The sequence below is a fragment of the Sulfitobacter aestuariivivens genome, from assembly GCF_014763045.1.
Taxonomy (GTDB): Bacteria; Pseudomonadota; Alphaproteobacteria; order Rhodobacterales; family Rhodobacteraceae; genus Sulfitobacter; species Sulfitobacter aestuariivivens.
This window is the reverse complement of record NZ_JACTAG010000002.1, coordinates 1,533,123-1,551,699: the sequence shown is the minus strand read 5'-3', so window position 1 is coordinate 1,551,699 and position 18,577 is coordinate 1,533,123. Positions and strand designations below refer to the sequence as shown.

Below are 18,577 nucleotides of genomic sequence, written 5' to 3'. Positions count from 1 at the left end.
CAACATCAAAAGGATCCATCATGCCCCTCGAAACCGCCCTCGTCTGGTTCGGCGTCATAACCTTCATCGTGATCGGCGTTGAGATCATGTATACCTACGCGACCCGGGGCTTTGGCTTTGGCTTTTCCTCAAACCGCCCTGCGTCTGTTGAAAAGTCGCCGCTGGGCCTGCGCATCGAACGGGTCTACCGCAATCAGGTCGAAGCGTCGGCCTATGTCGTGCCGATCCTGGGCGGCGCGGCCCTCATGGGTCTGGCCACGCCTGCCGCACAGACCGCAGCGCTGCTTGTGGTGCTTGGCCGCGCGGCGTTCTGCGTGCTTTACTACACCGGCATCCCGTTCATCCGGGTGCTGGCCTTTTTGACCGTCTCACTGTCGCTGCTCTTTATCCTCTATACGCTTGCCACGATGGGCTGACCCATCAGGGCTTGCGCCCTGACACCACCATCTGCGCCAGCGAAAAAAAGAACCGCCCCTCGGCGGCCAATGCCACCTGTTCGTCGTACCATGCATTGGCCTCTGCGGCGGGCATCAGATCATTCTCGATGGCATAGCGCCGCATCAGGATCATCATCATCTGCGCCAGCCCATCTGGCCTCAGAACAGGGTCGACGATTGTAAACGGTACAACCTCGACCCCCGCAAAACCGGCGGCGCGAAACTCTGCCGGCAACAGCGCGCCGGTATCGCGTTCCGCCAGATGACTGTCCCATGCCGTCTTCATGCGGTCCATGCGCGCGGCGTCATCACTGACCCACGAAAACATGTCAAAATTCATATCCGCAACCACCGCCACACCTCCGGGCTTCAGCACCCGGCGGATTTCGGTCAACGCACCGATCCGGTCGTCGATGTATTCAAAGACTTGAACCGACACAGCCCGATCGATCTGCGCATCCGCCAAAGGCAGGGCATCGGCCAAACCTTCTTCAAGGGCGATGTTGTCAAACCCCTCAAGCCGCTTGCGGGCCACGTTCAGCATGTCCGCACTGGGATCCACGCCAATCACCCGCCCCTGCGGCCCGACGGCCCGCGCAAGATCAAGGGTTAACAACCCGTTGCCACAGCCAAGGTCCAGTATCGTCTCTCCGGGCAGCGGCCCGAGAGCATCGAACGAGGCGCGCCGCCGGGCTGTGACATCGGCGCCAAGATACCCGTTTTCAAGAATTGCAGTGGTTTCGGCATCAAATTGCAGCATCAGAAATTCGGCTTTCGTCCGGTTGTGTTGCTTACTCAGACCAGCAAACCACATCCCCCGGACACCGCGCAACACGCGTGCCCCCTTGTGCCGCGCCCCGTTCCCCCCTAACAGGTCGTCGGTTCATCGCAGGGGAGGGCGAAATATGGCAAACACAGTGGTCAACAGCTGGAACGAATGGGATCCGCTGAAACATGTGATCGTGGGCCGCGCCGATGATTGCCACATCCCCCCCGAAGAACCCGCGCTGGACGCCAAGGTGCCCGAAGACAGTGACATGCGCGGACAATGGGGCCGTCGCCCGCAAGACACCATCGACCGCGCCAACGAACTGCTCGATACCTTTGCCAAACAACTGACCGACCGGGGCATCCGGGTGGACCGGCCCACCCCCATCGACCACGCGCTGCCCGCCACAACGCCAGACTTTCACACCGACAGCCAATTCGGCTGTATGCCGCCCCGCGACGTTCTGCTGACCGTCGGCTCCGAAATGCTTGAAGCGACCATGTCCTACCGCTGCCGGTGGTTCGAATACCTCAACTACCGCCCCCTGATGCAGCAGTATTTCAACGAAGACCCCAACTTCCGGCACGAATCCGCACCAAAACCCCGCCTCACGGATGCCGATTATCACCCGGACTACCTCAGCGACAAAATCGGCGTGGAAAAGCGCCTTGAATGGGCCGCGAAAAAGTTCTTTGTCACGACTGAGGAAGAACCGCTGTTCGACGCCGCCGATGTCCTGCGCTTTGGCCGCGATCTGGTCGTGCAGCACGGTTTTACCACCAACATGAAGGGCATCGAATGGCTGCGCCGCCACTTCCCCGGTCACCGCGTGCATGACGTGAACTTCCCCGGCGATCCCTACCCCATCCACATCGACGCGACCTTCACGCCGCTGCGCCCGGGCCTGATCCTGAACAACCCGCAACGCCGCCTGCCCGAAGACCAGCGCGCCATGTTCAACGACAACGACTGGGAAATCGTCGACGCCGCCCAGCCTGCGCACAACACGCCACCGCCGCTGTGCTATTCCTCAACCTGGCTGTCGATGAACGTGCTGGTGCTGGATCCAAAAACCGTCTGCGTCGAAAAGTCCGAGGTCTATCAGGCCGAACAGATGGACAAGCTGGGCATGGAAGTGGTCGAGGTCGAATTGCGCGACGCTTATGCCTTCGGCGGCGGCCTGCATTGCTGCACGGCGGATGTGTACCGCGAAGGAACCTGCGAGGACTACTTCCCAAGCCTCAGCCAGTAGCGCGAGCCGTTTCACAATTACGTTCATTGTCCCGAGGCCCCGGCGCTCTACCTTGACTGACATCAAATCAGGAAAGGAAAGTTCAATGAAACTCACCCGCCGCCAAGCGCTTGCTTCGGGCGCGGCCCTGCCGTTGGCTGTTGCCCCGTCTTTGACCCTCGCTGACGGACACAGCGCCACATCCCTGCCCACGCACCGCGACTTTACGCTGGGTGATTTCAAGGTCACGACCCTGCTGGTCGGCAGCCGCAGCGTGCCGGAACCGCACAAGATTTTTGGGCTGAACGTAGATGCCGACACCTTCAACGAGGTCAGCGCCGCCAATTTCATTCCGACCGACGCTGCGCAGTTTTTCTTTACCCCAACGGTTGTGAACACGGGCTCCGAGGTGATCCTGTTTGACACCGGCCTGAATGCGGGCGGGACAACCAAGGCGCTCGAGGCGGCAGGATACGCAGCCTCCGATGTCACGCACGTCGTCCTGACCCACATGCATGGGGATCACATTGGCGGGCTGACCGATGACAACGGCGCCGAAACCTTTGCCGGCGCGGCCTATGTCACGGGCCAGGTCGAATTTGACGCATGGGCAAAAGCGGGCAACGAAGGATTTGATGCAAAGGTCAAGCCGCTGGCAGAAAAGATGACCTTCATCGGTGGCGGCGACGCGGTGCGCAGCGGTGTCACGGCAGTCGAAAGCTTTGGCCACACGCCGGGGCACATGACCTACATGCTGGAAAGCGGCGGCAAGCAATTGCTGCTGATGGCAGACACGGCCAACCATTATGTCTGGTCCGTGGCCTACCCCGATTGGGAGGTCAAGTTCGACATGGACAAGGCAGCGGCGGCCGCCACCCGCAAAAAGCTGATGGACATGGCAGCATCAGATCGCTTCCCGCTGATCGGGTATCACATGCCGTTCCCCGGCATGGGCTTTATCGAGACGCGCGGCGAAGGCGGATATCGCTATGTGCCGCACAGCTATCAGCTGATCTAAGCCCCCTGGCTCTGTGCAAGAGCCACCAATATCCATGTGCCGCGCGGCTGGGAACAGCCGCGCGGCACGGTTCTTCAAAACAGATTAAAGACGGGCAACACAAAGCGCGCGGGCGGTCAGACCGGCATGTTGTCGAACATGTCCTCCAGCGCCTCGTCCTCAAGCTGGCGATTGATGTTGGCCAGTGTATTCGGCACCGTCACCGCTTTTTCGCCAAGCGTGCGGATCAACCCGCGCACCCGTGGCCGCAGCGCGATCCGTTCATCCGCAGGCGCGCTGCGCATCTCATGCTCAAGCGCGCTGATACGGCGTTCCAGTTCCTGGATATTCATCGGCAGTCTCCCTATGACCAATGGCAAGTTGGTCTGTTCAGAATAACACACGCTGAGCGTGCAAAGATTACAAAATTATGAATCCGCTGATGATTGGCGAAATTCCTCCGCCGATGCCTCAAAATCCAGCAATAGCACCGCAAGCCGCCAAGAAAGTCGCCTTTCCATGAAACAAGGCTGACACCACCCATTGCCCAATGGTTTCCGTCCTCTTCAAAGCCGTCCCACCACCTGACCGAGAACCACTGGATCATGAGAGGTCAACGTCAGCCGTGCCCATCGAGAAACCGGACCAAGCGGTGCAAGATTAATGGGCCCTGACCCTAGTCGGGCGCGCGCCCGGTCACAACAAACTGCGGGGACACCAAAAAGTAACGCCCATCAGCCAACCCCTGCTCCACCTGCGCGATGACCCGATCTATCGCCGCAGCATCCAGCGTGCCGCTTTCAAGCGCATACCTCGCCATGTTTCTGACCATCCCCAAAAGGCGACCCGTCACATCCGGATTTGCAAAGATCTTAACCTGAATGTCTTCGAATCCCGCCTCTCGGAAGGCGCCATACAATTGCCTGCCCATGTCCGCGTTACGGCAGGCATGCGAGGCTGCGCGCACAAAGTCCCGCCAAAGGTCGTGCGCGACGGGTTCAGCAACCATCATGTACCAATCGCCATCAATAGCATGCGCCAAACCTCCGGGTCTGAGCACCCGGCGAAATTCACCAAGCGTTTCCACCGGATCATCAACATACATGATCGTATTGCGCGCCGTGACCCGGTCCAGAGTCCCGTCATCAAACGGCAGCGTCGCACCGTCGCTCTGATGCGTCGTCACCCAATCGGCGACGCCTGCAGCGACCGCATTTTCCCGCGCAATCTTCAGAAACGCCTCCTTGATGTCGATGGCATACACATACCCGGTCTCACCCACCAACCCGGCAAGCGCCGCAGCAACCTTACCCGGCCCACACCCAAAGTCTGCAATGGCCTGACCTGCATGAATGTCGGCACCAGCATAGAGCGCTGACGCGGCTTCATCCCATGCAAAGCCACCCTTATAGGCCGACATGCGTTCCGGCTCTATGTCCTGCCAGTGCGCTTTGTAGAATGGATCGTCGGCCAAGGGTCAGTCTCTTTTGCTGGCCCAGACATACCATCACCACGTGGCTTCGGCAAAAGCCGTCGCTCGCGTGCACGGCACACCGCAAAACCCGCTGTTTACTCACCCTTAACTCTTCCCGACCGAACGCTCTGTTAATCACACCGGCGCGGCCCCGAATACTGACGCAATACCGACGTTATACCGACATGATACCGACGGCCCTTTTCGCCGTTTTCTTCAGGAAATAACCCGATTCACCGCCCCGCACCGCTGCGTCAGCCCCCCTGTTGCGCCAGGGCGCGCAACGGACCCTTTCCAAGCACCTCAATCTGCGTTACACGCGCGCCTATCTGAAAGCCGGCGCCCGGACCGCAGCGCCGCCAAAAGAAGATACCGCGGTCAGGGGCAATACGGCCCCTATGCAAATGGCCAAACCCTTGGCCTACTTAGGAAATAACATGTTCAACGAAGTGAAAAAATCAATGCAGTGGGGCGAGGAAACGCTCACACTGGAAACCGGAAAAGTGGCCCGTCAGGCAGACGGGTCCGTGATCGTGACCTACGGCGAAACCTCCGTCATGGCCAACGTCACCTACGCACGGGCACAAAAGCCAGGGCAGGACTTCTTCCCCCTCACCGTGCACTACAACGAAAAATACTACGCCGCAGGCAAGATCCCCGGCGGCTTCTTCAAGCGCGAAGCGCGCCCCACCGAAAAAGAAACACTGACAAGCCGCCTGATCGACCGTCCGATCCGTCCGCTGTTCGTGCCCGGCTTCAAGAATGAAGTCCTGGTGATCTGCACCGTGCTCAGCCACGATCTGGTCAATGATCCCGATATGGTCGCGATGATTGCAGCCTCTGCCGCTCTGACCCTTTCTGGCGCACCTTTCATGGGCCCGATTGCGGCCTGCCGCGTTGGTTTTGAAGATGGTGAATACATCCTGAACCCCACCGTGGACGACATGCAGGACCTGCGCCTGAACCCCGATCAACGCCTTGATCTCGTTGTCGCGGGCACCAAAGACGCCGTGATGATGGTCGAATCCGAAGCCTATGAGCTGGACGAGGCCGAAATGCTCGGCGCGGTAAAGTTTGCCCACGAGCAAATCCAGCCTGTTATCGACCTGATCATCGATCTGGCCGAAGACGCCGCGAAAGAGCCGTTCGACTTCCAACCGGTCGATTATTCGGATCTTTACGAAGATGTGAAAAAAGCGGGCGAGAAAGACATGCGCGCCGCCTTTGGCATTGCTGACAAGCAAGAACGCACCGCCGCCGTCGCGGAAGCACGCGAAAAGGTTAAGGAAGCGTTAACAGAAGAGCAGCGCGAGGACGCCAACCTCGGCTCCGCGATGAAAAAGCTGGAAGCTTCCATCCTGCGCGGTGACGTTGTGAAAACCGGTAAGCGGATCGACGGTCGGAAAACGGATGAAATCCGTGACATCGTCTGCGAAACTGGCATGCTGCCGCGCACCCATGGCTCGGCGCTCTTTACCCGTGGCGAAACACAGGGCCTCGTCGTTACCACGCTGGGTACTGGCGATGATGAGCAATTCATCGACGCGCTGCACGGCAACTTCAAATCCAACTTCCTGCTGCACTACAACTTCCCCCCCTACTCTGTGGGTGAAGTGGGTCGTTTCGGCTTTACCGGCCGTCGCGAGATTGGCCACGGCAAGCTGGCATGGCGCGCCCTTCAGGCGGTCCTGCCTGCGTCAACCGATTTCCCCTATACCATTCGTGTGGTGTCGGAAATTACTGAATCCAACGGATCTTCTTCCATGGCATCAGTTTGCGGCGGGTCGCTCAGCATGATGGACGCAGGCGTGCCGCTCAAAAGCGCGGTTGCCGGTGTGGCCATGGGTCTGATCCTCGAAGACGACGGCTCCTATGCCATCCTCAGCGACATCCTGGGTGACGAAGACCACCTTGGCGACATGGACTTCAAGGTTGCGGGTACCGAAAAAGGGATCACCTCGCTGCAGATGGACATCAAGGTCGCAGGCATCACGCCGGAGATCATGGAGAAAGCCCTGGCACAAGCCAAAGACGGCCGGATCCATATCCTGGGTGAGATGAACAAAGCCCTGTCCGGTGCATCCGAGTTCTCCGAGCACGCCCCGCGCATCGAAACGATGCAGGTGCCCACGGACAAAATTCGCGAAGTCATCGGCTCCGGCGGCAAGGTCATCCGCGAAATCGTGGAAGTCTCCGGTGCCAAAGTGGACATCAACGACGAAGGCATCATCAAGATCGCATCGCCCAACGGCGACAGCATCAAGAAAGCCTACGACATGATCCATGCCATCGTCGCAGAGCCCGAAGAAGGCGCTGTCTACACCGGCACGGTCGTCAAGATCGTCGACTTCGGCGCGTTCGTGAACTTCTTTGGCAAACGCGACGGCCTGGTGCACGTGTCCCAGATTGAAAACCGCCGCCTGAACCACCCCTCCGACGTCCTCAAAGAGGGCCAGGAAGTGAAGGTCAAACTGCTCGGCTTCGACGATCGCGGCAAGGTCCGCCTGTCGATGAAAGTCGTCGATCAGGAAACCGGCGAAGAAGTGAAGAAAGAGGAAAAGGCGGACTGATCTCCGCTAACCCTCGCAATCGATTGAACGCAAGGCCCCGGTGGAGACATCGGGGCCTTTTTCGTCAGCCCTATTGCGTCTTCTGACCACTGCGCAGTATGGCGGCTGAAACGAAGTCACCTCAAAGGCAATCCTGCCGCATGAACGACATCCTTTCAGGCCTGCAAGCCGCCTTTTGGCTGGTAGTGCAACTGGACGCTGATCTGGTGGAAATCACGCTGCGGTCTTTGCAGGTCAGCGTGTCGGCCCTTGCTATTGCGTGTATGATCGCGCTGCCGCTGGGCACATGGCTCGCGGTGCAGCGGTTTCGGTTTCGGCGGGGGGTGATCGCACTTCTCAACGCTCTGATGGGCCTGCCGCCTGTTGTGGTGGGTTTGATCGTCTATATTCTGCTCTCACGCTCCGGCCCGTTTGGCGTTCTGGGCCTGCTCTTTACCCCCACGGCGATGATCATTGCGCAGATCATCATCATCACGCCCCTGATCGCCTCGATCACACATCAGGCCATGCGCGAGCTTTGGGCCGAATACCACGATTTGCTGATCTCGTTGAACACCTCCCGCTGGCAACGTGTTCGGACGCTGCTCTGGGACGGGCGGCGTGCGCTCTTGACGGCAGCGCTGGCAGGCTTTGGCCGCGCGATTGGTGAGGTCGGGGCGATCATGGTTGTGGGCGGGAACATTGATCATGCGACCCGAGTGCTGACCACGGCCATCGCGTTGGAAACCGGTAAGGGTGATTTTGCGCTGGCGCTGGGGCTGGGCTTTGTCCTGATCGCCCTGGCAGTCAGCGTGAACCTTGCTGTCCATACCCTCTCAGGCACGGAAAGGGGCAGCCGATGGTGAACAAGATCCTCCCCCTCGCAGTGCAGGGCCTGCATGTGCGCAGGCAGGGCCGGGATATTCTGGGCCCGCTTGACCTGACCCTCGACGCCACGGGTTTCACAATGGTCATCGGCCCCAACGGCGCTGGAAAATCCACGCTGCTCAAAGCCCTGCACGGGGTCGAGCGGGTGTCTGCCGGCACCCTGACCTGGTCCGCGCCGGACGACGACGTGCACGCGCGCCAGTCATTCGTCTTTCAAACCCCTGTCATGCTGCGCCGCACGGTGCGTGAGAACCTGCGATATCCACTGTCGCTCACCGGCGTTCCCAAAGCCCAGATCGACGACCGCATCCACCACTGGGCGAGCCTTATCGGGCTCACTGACCATTTGGGCCAATCCGCGCTCAGGCTGTCGGGCGGCGAGCGGCAAAAGCTTTCACTGGCCCGTGCGCTGATCACTGAACCAGAGCTGCTTTTTCTGGATGAACCCTGCACCAACCTTGATGGCCGTGCGACGCGGGACATTGAGATCCTTCTGCTGGAAGCCTATGCCAAAGGCACGCGGATCGTGATGGCCACCCATGATCTGGGGCAAGCCCGCCGTCTGGCCACAGACGCCCTTTTCCTTGTCCGCGGGGCTTTGCGCGAAACCGGCAAGGCCAGCACCTTTTTCGAACACCCGCAGACCGATGAATTGCAGGCCTTTCTGAAAGGAGAAATCGTCGAATGAACCGGTTGATTGCCACTGTGGTCTTCGCGTTCATCGCGCCCTTCGCGCAGGCTGAGGTTCTGCGCATGGCGGTGACAACGTCATTCAACAACTCCGGCCTGTCAGACGTGCTGCTGCCGCAGATCAAGGCGGACACGGGGCTGGACGTGCAACTGCTCGTCGTCGGCACCGGACAGGCCATCAAACTTGGCCAGGCGGGTGATGTTGACGCGATACTTGTGCACGCCCGCGCCGCCGAGGGCGCCTTTGTCGCCCAAGGCTACGGGACCCACCGCCGAGAGATCATGTTCAACGACTTTGTCCTGATCGGCCCATCGTCCGACCCCGCCGGCATTGCAAAAACGCAAAGTGCTGCGGGCGCGCTGGCCCGGATTGCAGCAGCGCAGGCTGATTTTGTCAGTCGTGGCGACGACAGCGGTACACACAAGAAAGAACGCGATCTGTGGGGCGACGCCGGACTCGACCCTGACCGGTTCGGCGCATGGTACAAAGAGGTCGGCGCAGGGATGGGGGCCGCCCTCAACACCGCGGCAGGCCTTGACGCCTACATCATGGCCGACCGCGCAAGCTGGCTGAACTTTGCCAACCGGCGCGGACTGGCCCTGCTTTTTGCGGGGGATGCCGTGCTTTTTAATCAATACGCCTACTTGCCGGTCTCTGATCTGCGCCATGCGCATGTGAACCATCAAGGCGCCATGCGGTTGGAGCGTTGGCTCACTTCACCCACAGCTGCGGCACTGATCAACGGCTACCAGATCAACGGCGCGCAGCTTTTTACCTTCAACGCCAAATAGTCCTTTACGGGGATTCACGCGTCTTTTCCCCTGATCCACACGGTCCGCTTTGCAGCTATCCTTCCCATTTCCGGCACACCCAATCAGAGGGCAGGTGGGCCGGAATAGCCGCGGCAGCCGATATCTGGGCGAATGCACTGCAGTCAGCGCATTTGTGTCGATGCCGTCGCGAATTCCGGCGGCGTAATGATCATGCTCCGTTCAGACCTTGCACGTCCATCCGCCCGCCCGCTAGAACCCGGTATGCCCAGCCGCACCACCATCGTCACCGTCTGTTACAACAGTACCGCTGTGCTGCCGCAGATGCTGGACAGCGTACCGCCAAGCGTCCCTGTTGTGCTGGTCGACAATGGCTCTGCCGACGTGGACGACCTCAAAAAGCTGGCACAGCGCGCAGGGGCAGCGCTTGTATCGCTGCCGGAAAATCTGGGCTTTGGCACCGGCTGCAATCGCGGCGCCGCCGTAGCACGCACGCCGTTCATTCTGTTTCTCAACCCCGATACGGTTTTGTCACAGGGCTGCATCGACGCGCTTGAGACCGCCGCAGATACCTACCCCGATGCCAGCGCCTTTAACCCGCGCCTGCTGGACCGCAAGGGCAAGGTGATCCTGCGACGCCGCACCCGTCTGAACCCTGAATTTGTGCTGCAGGGTCCGGTACCGGACACACCCGCCGAAATCCCGACCCTGCTAGGGGCGGCCATCTTTCTGCGCCGCGATATCTATGACCGCATCGACGGGTTTGACGAAAACATCTTTCTCTATCACGAAGACGACGACCTGTCCTTGCGCCTGCGCGGCCTTGGCCCGCTAATGACCATCCCGCAGGCCGTGGTGACCCACAGCGAAGGGCGCAGTACCGCGCGCACGGGCGCCGTTGCCGCGTTCAAAGCCTATCACCTTGCCCGCTCGAAAGTGTACGCGTACACCAAACATGGCCGTCCCCGGCCCTTCCTGCGCACTCTGCTTGAAGGGGTCAGCGGGCTGTTTTCACCCCTCATGCTGATCCCGCGCAAGCGGGCCAAGGCAGTCGGATTCCTCAAAGGGGCATGGTCTGCCCGCAACGATAAAGGGCGCGGACGTGGCACATTGGACAACTAAGTTTCGCGACTGGCGACGTGCGCGCTATGTGCGCCGGTATCATGCCACGCATGGGGATCATTTTACCGCCTACGGGCTCGATCTTCGCGTCCCGTCAACCGTTTCAACCGGCGTGCGATATGTGCTGGCACGAGGCAAAGCTTACGAGGCTGAAGAGGCGTCGTACATCCAGCAGCACCTGCCGCACGGGATGCCGGTGCTCGAATTGGGCGGCTCGATCGGCGTCGTCAGCCGCGTGATCCGCGCCACCATCGGCCCTGATGCCCGCCATCTTGTCGTAGAGGCCAATCCTGATTTGGTTCCCATCTGCCGCGACAATGCCCTGCGCGATGCCTCCGCCGATGTGACAGAGGTCATTCAGGCCGCTGTTGCCTACACCGACGCGGAATCCGTGCGCTTTGCGCGAGGCGAGACACACCACTCCGGTCACGTTGCCCGAAACGGCGACGGCGACACGTTCACCGCACCTGCCCTGCGGCTGAGTGAACTGGTCAGTCGCATGCCCGACGGTCCATGGGCGTGGGTCAGTGATATCGAAGGGGGCGAATACGACATCGTGATGCAAGAAGACCCAAGCGTCTTTGCAAATGTCAGTCACAGCGTGATGGAAATCCACCCAGAGGCCTTCACGGCCATGGGCGGCAGCGAAGACGCCTTTCTCATTCGGCTCGATCAGCTGGGGTTTGACGTGCTGGACCGCACCGCAGATGTCCTTCTGCTGCGCGGCCCAGCAGGGTAGGTTTTAGCTTGGGTCAGCCGTGGTGCGCAGATAGGGCAGCACTTTCGTGAACTCCCCGAACTTCGCCTTGGCGTCATCATCAGACACCGTGGCCGGGATGATCACATCATCGCCCACGTTCCAGTTGGCCGGTGTCGCCACGCCCTTGCCGGTTGAGGTCTGCAATCCGTCCAGCGCGCGCAGCACCTCGGCAAAATTGCGGCCCACGGTCATCGGGTAGGTCATGGAAAGTTTCAGCTGCTTGTCCGGGCCGATGATAAACACGGACCGCACGGTCGCTGAATCTGCAGGCGTACGGCCATCGGGCAGATAGGCCTCTGCCGGCAGCATGTCGAACGCTTTGGACACTTCCAGCCCTTCATCCGCAATGATCGGAAAGGTTGCCTCGGCCCCGCCGACGGTCTTGATGTCGCCCTTCCACTTTTTGTGGTCTTCGACCCCGTCCACGGACACACCGATCACCTTGGTGCCGCGTTTGGCCCATTCGTCTTTCAACTGCGCCACGGCGCCGAACTCGGTCGTGCAGACCGGCGTGAAATCCTTGGGATGCGAAAACAGGATCGCCCAGCTGTCGCCAACCCAGTCGTGCAGCGAAAGCGTGCCTTGATCGGTCTCGACCGTCAGATCGGGAATGGTATCGTTAATGCGCAGGCCCATGGGGAATCTCCTTTTGGTTAATGTCGTCTCCTGCAATGTAGCGGGTCGCACCCCGACTTGCATCCCCCCGTTCTGACGCGCATATGCACAAGGCAAGGAATTCGCCCATCCGGGCATCACCATGAATGAAGGGAGCTTCCAATGCTGGAAAAGCGTGAGTTTTATATCAACGGTCAGTGGGTGTCCCCCGCGGTCGCCAATGATTTCGCCGTCATCGACCCGTCCACCGAAGAACAATGTGCCGTGATCTCGCTGGGCGGCCAGGCCGACACCGACGCGGCCGTGAACGCCGCACGCGCTGCATTTGACGGCTGGTCACAGACCCCGCGCGAAGAACGTGTCGCGCTGATCCGGAAACTCTCCGAGGTCTACGAAGCCCGCAAAAGCGAGATGGCCGATGCGATCTCTCTTGAGATGGGCGCACCGGTAGATCTGTCACGCAACCAGCAAGTGGGCGCAGGCAGCTGGCACATCGGCGGCTTCCTCAAGGCGTTCGAAACCTTCGAGTTTGACCGCGACTTCAACGCCACCGAAAAAACGCTGCTCGAACCCATTGGGGTCTGCGCGCTGATCACGCCGTGGAACTGGCCAATGAACCAGATCATCCTCAAGGCGATCCCGGCGATCGCAGTCGGATGTACCGTGGTGCTGAAACCTTCCGAGATCGCGCCGCTCTCCGGTCTGCTCTTTGCCGAGTTTATGGACGAGGCCGGCTTCCCGCCGGGTGTGTTCAACATGCTCAACGGCGACGGCCCCGGTGTCGGCTCGCAACTGTCGTGCCACCCCGAGGTAGACATGGTCAGCTTCACCGGCTCCACCCGCGCGGGCATCGCCATCTCCAAGGCGGCAGCGGACACGCTCAAGCGCGTCTCGCTCGAACTGGGCGGCAAGGGCGCCAACGTGATCTTCGAAGACGCGCACCCCAAAGCCGCCAAGGCCGGGGCGATCCGGTGTTTCCGCAACTCCGGCCAGTCGTGCAACGCGCCAACGCGGATGCTGGTGCACAAGTCGCGCTATGACGAAGCCGTTGAAATGGCGGCGGATGTCGCGACCAATACTCACGTCGGCCCCGCCTCCGAAGAGGGCAAGCACATCGGACCGGTCGTCAGCGAGGCGCAGTTCAATAAAATCCAGGGCCTGATCGAAAAGGGCATGTCCGAGGCGCGCCTTGTCGCCGGTGGCCTGGGCCGCCCCGACGGATTGAACCGGGGGTACTATGTCAAACCGACGGTCTTTGCCGATGTCACCAACGACATGACCATCGCCCAGGAAGAAATCTTTGGCCCGGTCCTGTCGATCATCCCCTTCGAGACCGAAGAGGAAGCCATCAGCATCGCAAATGACACGCCGTACGGGCTGACCAACTACATCCAGACCGAAGACGACGACAAACGCCGTCGCGTGGCACGCCGGCTGCGCTCTGGGATGGTGGAAACCAACGGTCAGGGCTTTGCACAGGGCTCGCCCTTTGGTGGCTACAAGCAATCCGGCAATGGCCGTGAAGGCGGCGTCTATGGGTTGGAAGAATTCCTAGAGGTCAAGGCGGTCTCCGGCTGGGCCGCTGAATAAGACCCAAGACATCAAAAAGGGCCGCCTCATCGCGGCCCTTCTTTCTTTTGGAGATGCCGGAATAGGTATTTGAAAAAGGGTGAAATAGAGCCCTGCGCTTTGGCTTTCACCCTTTTGAAAATACCTGAATGCTGCCTCTCAAAACGGCGCGGCGCTGCGGATTTTCACCGACCGCCCGCCCTGCGGGTGTTTGAAGCGCAGCTCTTCTGAGTGCAGCATCAGACGTGGATACGCCCGCGCGTGGCCTGTTGCATAAAAGGGATCCCCCAGAATGGGATGCCCCAAGCTCAGCATATGGACGCGCAGCTGATGGCTGCGGCCCGTCTTGGGGTAAAGTCTGATGCGCGCCGTGTCACCTTCGCGTTTGATCACCCGCCAATCGGTCTGCGCGCTTTTGCCGGTCTCGTGGCAGACCATCTGACGCGGGCGGTTTGGCCAGTCCACGATCAACGGCAGATCAATGGTGCCGGTGTTGTCCGCAGGGGCGCCCCAGATGCGTGCCACATAGGTTTTGCGGGTCATGCGTTTTTCGAACTGAAGCCCAAGGTGGCGCTGCGCATGGGGCGTCAGCGCAAAGATCATCACGCCAGACGTATCGCGGTCCAGCCGATGCACCAGCAGAGCATCCGGAAAGACCGCCTGAACCCGGGTCAGCAGGCAATCGGCCAGATGCGGCCCCTTGCCGGGCACGCTCAGCAGGCCTGCGGGTTTGTCCACCAGCAGCACTTCGGCATCTTCGTGCAGGAGGGCAAGCGGTTCATCAGGGGGCATGTATTGATCTTCCATCCAGCCTCGTCCCAGATGTAGGCTAAGATTTCAACCCGACAGGAGAGTTCCATGCATCCGACCATCGAAACCATGCAGGCGGTTGTCGCCAAGGGGGATGCCAGCGCCATCGCGCCGCTTTTGGCAGAAGAGGTGCAGTTTCTGCCGCCGACCTACTGGAAGGTCTGGACAGGACGGGATGCGGTCGCCGCCGTACTGGGCCATGTCGGACAAGTCTTTTCCGACTTTCGCTATCGCCGGGTCATGGGCGACGGCGTGGACTGGGCGTTGGAGTTTCGTTGCAAGGTTGGCGGTCTGGACGCCGTCGGCGTCGATCTGATCACGCTGAACGGGGACGGGTTGATCGACACTTTCGAAGTCGTCATGCGCCCGCACAAGACTATCGGCGCGCTGCGCGATGAAATGAATGCGCGGGTGATGCGCGATCCGGCGTTTCTCAAATTCAAGGATGCGCTGTCCTAAAGCGGTCTATTCAGCCGCCTTGGGCTGACGCATCTGGCGCAGGATCGACATCGTATAGATCACCAGGGCTGCCCAGATCATCGGAAAGGCAATCATGCGGGCCTGGCCGAAGGGTTCTTCAAAGACAAAGACCGCGATCAGGAAGATCATCGTCGGCGCGATGTATTGCAGGATGCCAATGGTCGACAGGCGCAGCCGCTTGGCTGCATTGGCGTATATCAGCAGCGGCACGGCAGTGACCGCGCCACAGCCGATCAGCAACCAGGTGTCGCGGGTGAAAGCCAGATCAAAGTGCGATGCACCCGTCACGGTCAGGTAGCCCAGGTAACCCAGTGCCGGAACGAGCAGGATCAGCACCTCCAGCAGGAACCCCTGATTGGGGCCAATCGGCAGGCTTTTCTTGCACAACGCATAGAGCCCCCATGTGATCGTCAGCACCAGGGCGGCCCATGGCACGCCGCCTGCGTCCAGCGTCAGCACAAGGACAGCGCCCGCCGCCAGCAACAGGGCGACAAGCTGCGCCCGGCTCAGCTTTTCGCGCAGCACGACAGCGGCCAGAAAGATGCTGAAGAGCGGGTTTATATAATATCCCAAGGCGGCATCCAGCGCGTTACCGGATGTGATCGCCCAAACATAGACGCCCCAGTTCAGCGATATCAGCGCGGCCGTCACGCAGCCCATCGCCAGCATGCGCGGGTTGCGCAAGGCTTCGCGCAGCGTGTTCGTGCGACCCAGAACGACAAGCACGACCGCTGCAATGGGCACGGACCACAAGACGCGGTGAACGACGACCTCTGCGGCCGGGATATGCGCCAGCACTTTCATGTAAAGCGGCAGAAAACCCCACAACCCATAGGCTGTTAGGGCAAAACCCAGACCCGCAGCGGTGTCTTCGTTGGTCTTGGGGCTCAGGCTGTCAGGGTTGCGCATGGGATCCCTCCTTGCGCCAAGGGGTACGCCCGCCCCTGTCTATTTACCAGACCTAAACCTTCACCCGTTCCGACTTGGGATCGTACATCGGCTTGAGGGATGCTTGGGCCGCCACACGGGTCCCTGACACGTCGATCTCAAAGGTCGAGGCAAGCAGATCTGCCGCCGTCTCGTTCTTGCAGGGCACATAGCCCAGGCCGATCGCGGCCCCCAGGTGGTGGCCGTAAGACCCTGACGAGAGATAGCCGACGATCTCGCCATCCCGAATGACAGGTTCGTTGTGGTACAAAAGCGGCTCGGGGTCTGTCAGCCTGAATTGCACCAGGCGGGTTTCCAGCCCCGAGTCCTTTTTGCGCAGAACCGCATCCCGTCCAATAAAATCGGGTTTGTCCGTCTTTACGGCAAACCCAAGACCCGCTTCGAGCACATGGTCTTCTGCGGTGATGTCATGGCCGAAATGACGGAAGCCCTTTTCGATCCGCGCGCAGTCCATCATGTGCATGCCACACAATTTGAGGTCCATGTCCTGGCCTGCGGCGTGCAGCGTTTCAAACGCGTGGGCCGCCATGTCGGCTGAGACATAAATCTCCCACCCCAGTTCGCCGACGTAGGTAACCCGGTGCACCCGGGCCAGCCCCATGCCCAGTTCAATTTCCTGCGCTGTGCCAAACGGATTGACCGCGTTCGAGAAATCCGCCGGTGAGACGGCCTGCAGGAGGTTACGCGCATTGGGGCCCATCACGGCAAGCACACCCTCGCCTGCCGTCACATCGGTGATCACCACATTAAAGTCGCCCTGATGACGGCGCATCCATGTTTCGTCTGCCAACCGGGCGGCGGCGGGGGTGACCACGAGATAGGCGGTTTCAGACAGGCGGGTGACGGTCACATCTGCCTCAATCCCGGCGCGATCGTTCAGAAACTGGGTATAGACGATCTTGCCCACCGGCACGTCATACTGTCCGCCCCCGATATGGTTCATAAAGGCCGTCGCATCACGGCCCTCGACCCGGATTTTGCCGAACGAGGACATGTCATACATGCCTACATTTGTGCGGATGGCCGTTAGTTCTTCAGCGACGTTGTCAAAGAAGTTCTGGCGCTTCCAGCTGTAGTCGTATTCGGGCGTCTGGCCGTCACGTGCAAACCAGTTGGCCCGTTCCCAGCCAGCGAGTTCGCCCATGACGGCGCCCTGTTCCAGCAGATGGTGGTGGAAGGGGGTGCGGCGCACGCCCCGGGCGGTTTTCTTTTGCAGGTAGGGGAAATGGTCCGCGTAGAGCAGGCCCAGCGTCTCTTTGGAGCGCTCGAAGAGGTAGGTCTTGTTGCCCTGAAAGGGTTGCATGCGGCTGATGTCGACATCGCCCAGATCAAAGGGTTTCTGGCCGTCTTCCATCCATTGTGCCAACGCCATGCCCGCGCCACCCGCGGACTGGATGCCGATGGAGTTGAAGCCGGCAGCGATCCAGACGTTGTCCATCTCGGGGGCGAGACCAAGGTGATAGGCGTCGTCAGGCGTGAAACTTTCGGGCCCGTTGAAAAAGGTGTGGATGCCCGCCTCTGCCAGCATCGGCATGCGCTCTACCGCGGCTTCGAGGATGGGTTCGAAATGGTCGAAATCTTCCGGCAGCTGGTCGAATTCGAAATCTTCGGGGATATCGAGCCGCCAAGGTTTGGCGTTGGGTTCAAAGGCACCCAGCAGCATCTTGCCCGCGTCTTCCTTGTAATAGGCGCATTCGTCCGGCACACGGAGCACTGGCAGTTGGGTCAGGCCGGGAATGGCTTCGGTGACGATGTAGAAATGTTCGCAGCTGTGCAGCGGCACGTTGACGCCCAGCATTTCACCGACCTGATGGCCCCACATCCCTGCACAGTTGACCACGTGATCGCAGGTGATCGTACCGGTGTGACCATCCGCAGTTTCATAGTTGACACCTGTCAACTTTCTGTTTGATTTTAACCCTTTAGTAACTTTTACACGCTCAATCACACGCGCGCCGCGCTGCCGTGCGCCCTTGGCCAGTGCAAGGGCGATATTGGCCGGATCACCTTGCCCGTCCTTGTCGAGATAGACCGCACCGGTCACCCCGTCGATATTGAGGTGTTCGTATTTCGCCTTGACCTCAGCCGCGCTGATTTCTTCCACGTCGACGCCAAAGGCGCGGGCCATGCCGGCCTGCCGATAAATCTCTTCTCGGCGTTCTTCGGTCAGCGCGACAGTGATCGACCCGCAGCGTTTGAAGCCGGTGGCAACGCCGGTTTCCTGCTCAAGATTGCCATAGAGTTCCTGCGAATACTTCGCGAGCTTGGTCATGTTCGCCGTCGCGCGCAGTTGTGCGATCAGTCCTGCCGCGTGCCATGTGGTGCCGGAGGTAAGCTGCTTGCGCTCCAGCAGGACCACGTCTTTCCAGCCCAGCTTGGTCAGGTGATAGGCCACCGAACAGCCGATGACGCCACCACCGATAATGACAACGCGGGCGTGGGAGGGGATATCGGGCATCGGATCGGT

18 protein-coding genes are annotated in these 18,577 nt (G+C 60.3%); 11 read left to right on the top strand and 7 right to left on the bottom strand.

Annotated elements, in window-relative coordinates; translation table 11 throughout:
* The first annotated feature begins 20 nt into the window (after window positions 1-20).
* A complete protein-coding gene (locus H9Q16_RS17405) occupies window positions 21-416 on the top strand; it encodes an MAPEG family protein (RefSeq protein ID WP_191076677.1) in 396 nt (131 codons plus the stop codon).
* 4 nt (window positions 417-420) lie between these two features.
* On the opposite strand, the gene H9Q16_RS17400 is transcribed toward H9Q16_RS17405, so the two are convergent.
* Window positions 421-1,272, bottom strand: a complete 852-nt coding sequence (locus tag H9Q16_RS17400; RefSeq protein ID WP_343067883.1) for a methyltransferase domain-containing protein — start codon at window positions 1,270-1,272, stop codon at window positions 421-423.
* A gap of 70 nt (window positions 1,273-1,342) precedes the next feature.
* Between H9Q16_RS17400 and H9Q16_RS17395 the strand changes: the two genes are divergently transcribed.
* Both H9Q16_RS17395 and H9Q16_RS17390 read left to right on the top strand, forming a co-directional pair.
* The gene (locus tag H9Q16_RS17395) at window positions 1,343-2,458 is read left to right on the top strand and encodes a serine/threonine protein kinase (protein ID WP_191076676.1); all 1,116 of its coding nucleotides are present in this window, start codon (window positions 1,343-1,345) and stop codon (window positions 2,456-2,458) included.
* Between the two features lie 85 nt (window positions 2,459-2,543).
* Complete coding sequence (locus H9Q16_RS17390; RefSeq protein ID WP_191076675.1) at window positions 2,544-3,455, top strand: MBL fold metallo-hydrolase; 912 nt, start codon at window positions 2,544-2,546, stop codon at window positions 3,453-3,455.
* A 116-nt stretch (window positions 3,456-3,571) separates the two neighbouring features.
* On the opposite strand, the gene H9Q16_RS17385 is transcribed toward H9Q16_RS17390, so the two are convergent.
* Both H9Q16_RS17385 and H9Q16_RS17380 read right to left on the bottom strand, forming a co-directional pair.
* A complete protein-coding gene (locus tag H9Q16_RS17385) occupies window positions 3,572-3,787 on the bottom strand; it encodes a hypothetical protein (RefSeq protein ID WP_191076674.1) in 216 nt (71 codons plus the stop codon).
* Window positions 3,788-4,110: 323 nt separating this feature from the next.
* Window positions 4,111-4,908, bottom strand: a complete 798-nt coding sequence (locus H9Q16_RS17380) for a methyltransferase domain-containing protein (RefSeq protein WP_191076673.1) — start codon at window positions 4,906-4,908, stop codon at window positions 4,111-4,113.
* A gap of 437 nt (window positions 4,909-5,345) precedes the next feature.
* On the opposite strand from H9Q16_RS17380, the gene pnp reads away from it, so the two are divergent.
* The 6 genes from pnp (at window position 5,346) to H9Q16_RS17350 (ending at window position 11,667) form a co-directional block, all read left to right on the top strand.
* The gene (pnp, locus tag H9Q16_RS17375) at window positions 5,346-7,478 is read left to right on the top strand and encodes a polyribonucleotide nucleotidyltransferase (protein ID WP_191076672.1); all 2,133 of its coding nucleotides are present in this window, start codon (window positions 5,346-5,348) and stop codon (window positions 7,476-7,478) included.
* A gap of 140 nt (window positions 7,479-7,618) precedes the next feature.
* A complete protein-coding gene (locus H9Q16_RS17370) occupies window positions 7,619-8,323 on the top strand; it encodes an ABC transporter permease (protein ID WP_191076671.1) in 705 nt (234 codons plus the stop codon).
* Window positions 8,317-9,033 carry an ATP-binding cassette domain-containing protein gene (locus tag H9Q16_RS17365; RefSeq protein ID WP_191076670.1) on the top strand — a complete coding sequence of 239 codons (717 nt, stop codon included), beginning with the start codon at window positions 8,317-8,319 and terminating at the stop codon, window positions 9,031-9,033. Before H9Q16_RS17370 ends, H9Q16_RS17365 begins: the two co-directional genes overlap by 7 nt.
* Complete coding sequence (locus H9Q16_RS17360) at window positions 9,030-9,827, top strand: ABC transporter substrate-binding protein (RefSeq protein WP_191076669.1); 798 nt, start codon at window positions 9,030-9,032, stop codon at window positions 9,825-9,827. Before H9Q16_RS17365 ends, H9Q16_RS17360 begins: the two co-directional genes overlap by 4 nt.
* 243 nt (window positions 9,828-10,070) lie before the next feature.
* Window positions 10,071-10,928, top strand: a complete 858-nt coding sequence (locus H9Q16_RS17355) for a glycosyltransferase family 2 protein (protein ID WP_216859438.1) — start codon at window positions 10,071-10,073, stop codon at window positions 10,926-10,928.
* Window positions 10,909-11,667, top strand: a complete 759-nt coding sequence (locus H9Q16_RS17350; protein WP_191076668.1) for an FkbM family methyltransferase — start codon at window positions 10,909-10,911, stop codon at window positions 11,665-11,667. Before H9Q16_RS17355 ends, H9Q16_RS17350 begins: the two co-directional genes overlap by 20 nt.
* A 3-nt stretch (window positions 11,668-11,670) precedes the next feature.
* Here H9Q16_RS17350 and H9Q16_RS17345 read toward each other — a convergent pair whose 3' ends face one another.
* Complete coding sequence (locus H9Q16_RS17345) at window positions 11,671-12,324, bottom strand: peroxiredoxin (protein WP_191076667.1); 654 nt, start codon at window positions 12,322-12,324, stop codon at window positions 11,671-11,673.
* 141 nt (window positions 12,325-12,465) lie between these two features.
* Here H9Q16_RS17345 and H9Q16_RS17340 point away from each other — a divergent pair, with 141 nt between their 5' ends.
* Window positions 12,466-13,893 (top strand): aldehyde dehydrogenase family protein, encoded by a 1,428-nt coding sequence (locus H9Q16_RS17340; protein ID WP_191076666.1) that lies wholly within the window; start codon window positions 12,466-12,468, stop codon window positions 13,891-13,893.
* A 138-nt stretch (window positions 13,894-14,031) separates the two neighbouring features.
* Here the strand turns inward: H9Q16_RS17340 and H9Q16_RS17335 are convergent, their stop codons facing one another.
* Window positions 14,032-14,679: a pseudouridine synthase gene (locus H9Q16_RS17335; RefSeq protein ID WP_191076665.1), complete on the bottom strand. Its 648-nt coding sequence runs from the start codon at window positions 14,677-14,679 to the stop codon at window positions 14,032-14,034.
* Between the two features lie 51 nt (window positions 14,680-14,730).
* Here H9Q16_RS17335 and H9Q16_RS17330 point away from each other — a divergent pair, with 51 nt between their 5' ends.
* Complete coding sequence (locus tag H9Q16_RS17330; RefSeq protein ID WP_191076664.1) at window positions 14,731-15,141, top strand: nuclear transport factor 2 family protein; 411 nt, start codon at window positions 14,731-14,733, stop codon at window positions 15,139-15,141.
* Window positions 15,142-15,147: 6 nt separating this feature from the next.
* Here H9Q16_RS17330 and rarD read toward each other — a convergent pair whose 3' ends face one another.
* Together rarD and H9Q16_RS17320 are read right to left on the bottom strand one after the other, a co-directional pair.
* On the bottom strand, window positions 15,148-16,071 hold the full coding sequence (rarD, locus tag H9Q16_RS17325; RefSeq protein WP_191076663.1) for an EamA family transporter RarD: 924 nt from the start codon (window positions 16,069-16,071) through the stop codon (window positions 15,148-15,150).
* Between the two features lie 52 nt (window positions 16,072-16,123).
* Complete coding sequence (locus H9Q16_RS17320; RefSeq protein WP_191076662.1) at window positions 16,124-18,568, bottom strand: GcvT family protein; 2,445 nt, start codon at window positions 18,566-18,568, stop codon at window positions 16,124-16,126.
* Window positions 18,569-18,577: the final 9 nt, after the last annotated feature.

Excerpts from the sequence above, each read along its gene's own strand:
- H9Q16_RS17405 (WP_191076677.1), top strand. The coding sequence starts at position 21 with ATGCCCCTCGAAACCGCCCTCGTCTGGTTCGGCGTCATAACCTTCATC.
- H9Q16_RS17395 (WP_191076676.1), top strand. The coding sequence starts at position 1,343 with ATGGCAAACACAGTGGTCAACAGCTGGAACGAATGGGATCCGCTGAAA.
- H9Q16_RS17390 (WP_191076675.1), top strand. The coding sequence starts at position 2,544 with ATGAAACTCACCCGCCGCCAAGCGCTTGCTTCGGGCGCGGCCCTGCCG.
- H9Q16_RS17385 (WP_191076674.1), bottom strand. The coding sequence starts at position 3,787 with ATGAATATCCAGGAACTGGAACGCCGTATCAGCGCGCTTGAGCATGAG.
- pnp (WP_191076672.1), top strand. The coding sequence starts at position 5,346 with ATGTTCAACGAAGTGAAAAAATCAATGCAGTGGGGCGAGGAAACGCTC.
- H9Q16_RS17370 (WP_191076671.1), top strand. The coding sequence starts at position 7,619 with ATGAACGACATCCTTTCAGGCCTGCAAGCCGCCTTTTGGCTGGTAGTG.
- H9Q16_RS17365 (WP_191076670.1), top strand. The coding sequence starts at position 8,317 with ATGGTGAACAAGATCCTCCCCCTCGCAGTGCAGGGCCTGCATGTGCGC.
- H9Q16_RS17360 (WP_191076669.1), top strand. The coding sequence starts at position 9,030 with ATGAACCGGTTGATTGCCACTGTGGTCTTCGCGTTCATCGCGCCCTTC.
- H9Q16_RS17355 (WP_216859438.1), top strand. The coding sequence starts at position 10,071 with ATGCCCAGCCGCACCACCATCGTCACCGTCTGTTACAACAGTACCGCT.
- H9Q16_RS17345 (WP_191076667.1), bottom strand. The coding sequence starts at position 12,324 with ATGGGCCTGCGCATTAACGATACCATTCCCGATCTGACGGTCGAGACC.
- H9Q16_RS17340 (WP_191076666.1), top strand. The coding sequence starts at position 12,466 with ATGCTGGAAAAGCGTGAGTTTTATATCAACGGTCAGTGGGTGTCCCCC.
- H9Q16_RS17335 (WP_191076665.1), bottom strand. The coding sequence starts at position 14,679 with ATGGAAGATCAATACATGCCCCCTGATGAACCGCTTGCCCTCCTGCAC.
- H9Q16_RS17330 (WP_191076664.1), top strand. The coding sequence starts at position 14,731 with ATGCATCCGACCATCGAAACCATGCAGGCGGTTGTCGCCAAGGGGGAT.
- rarD (WP_191076663.1), bottom strand. The coding sequence starts at position 16,071 with ATGCGCAACCCTGACAGCCTGAGCCCCAAGACCAACGAAGACACCGCT.
- H9Q16_RS17320 (WP_191076662.1), bottom strand. The coding sequence starts at position 18,568 with ATGCCCGATATCCCCTCCCACGCCCGCGTTGTCATTATCGGTGGTGGC.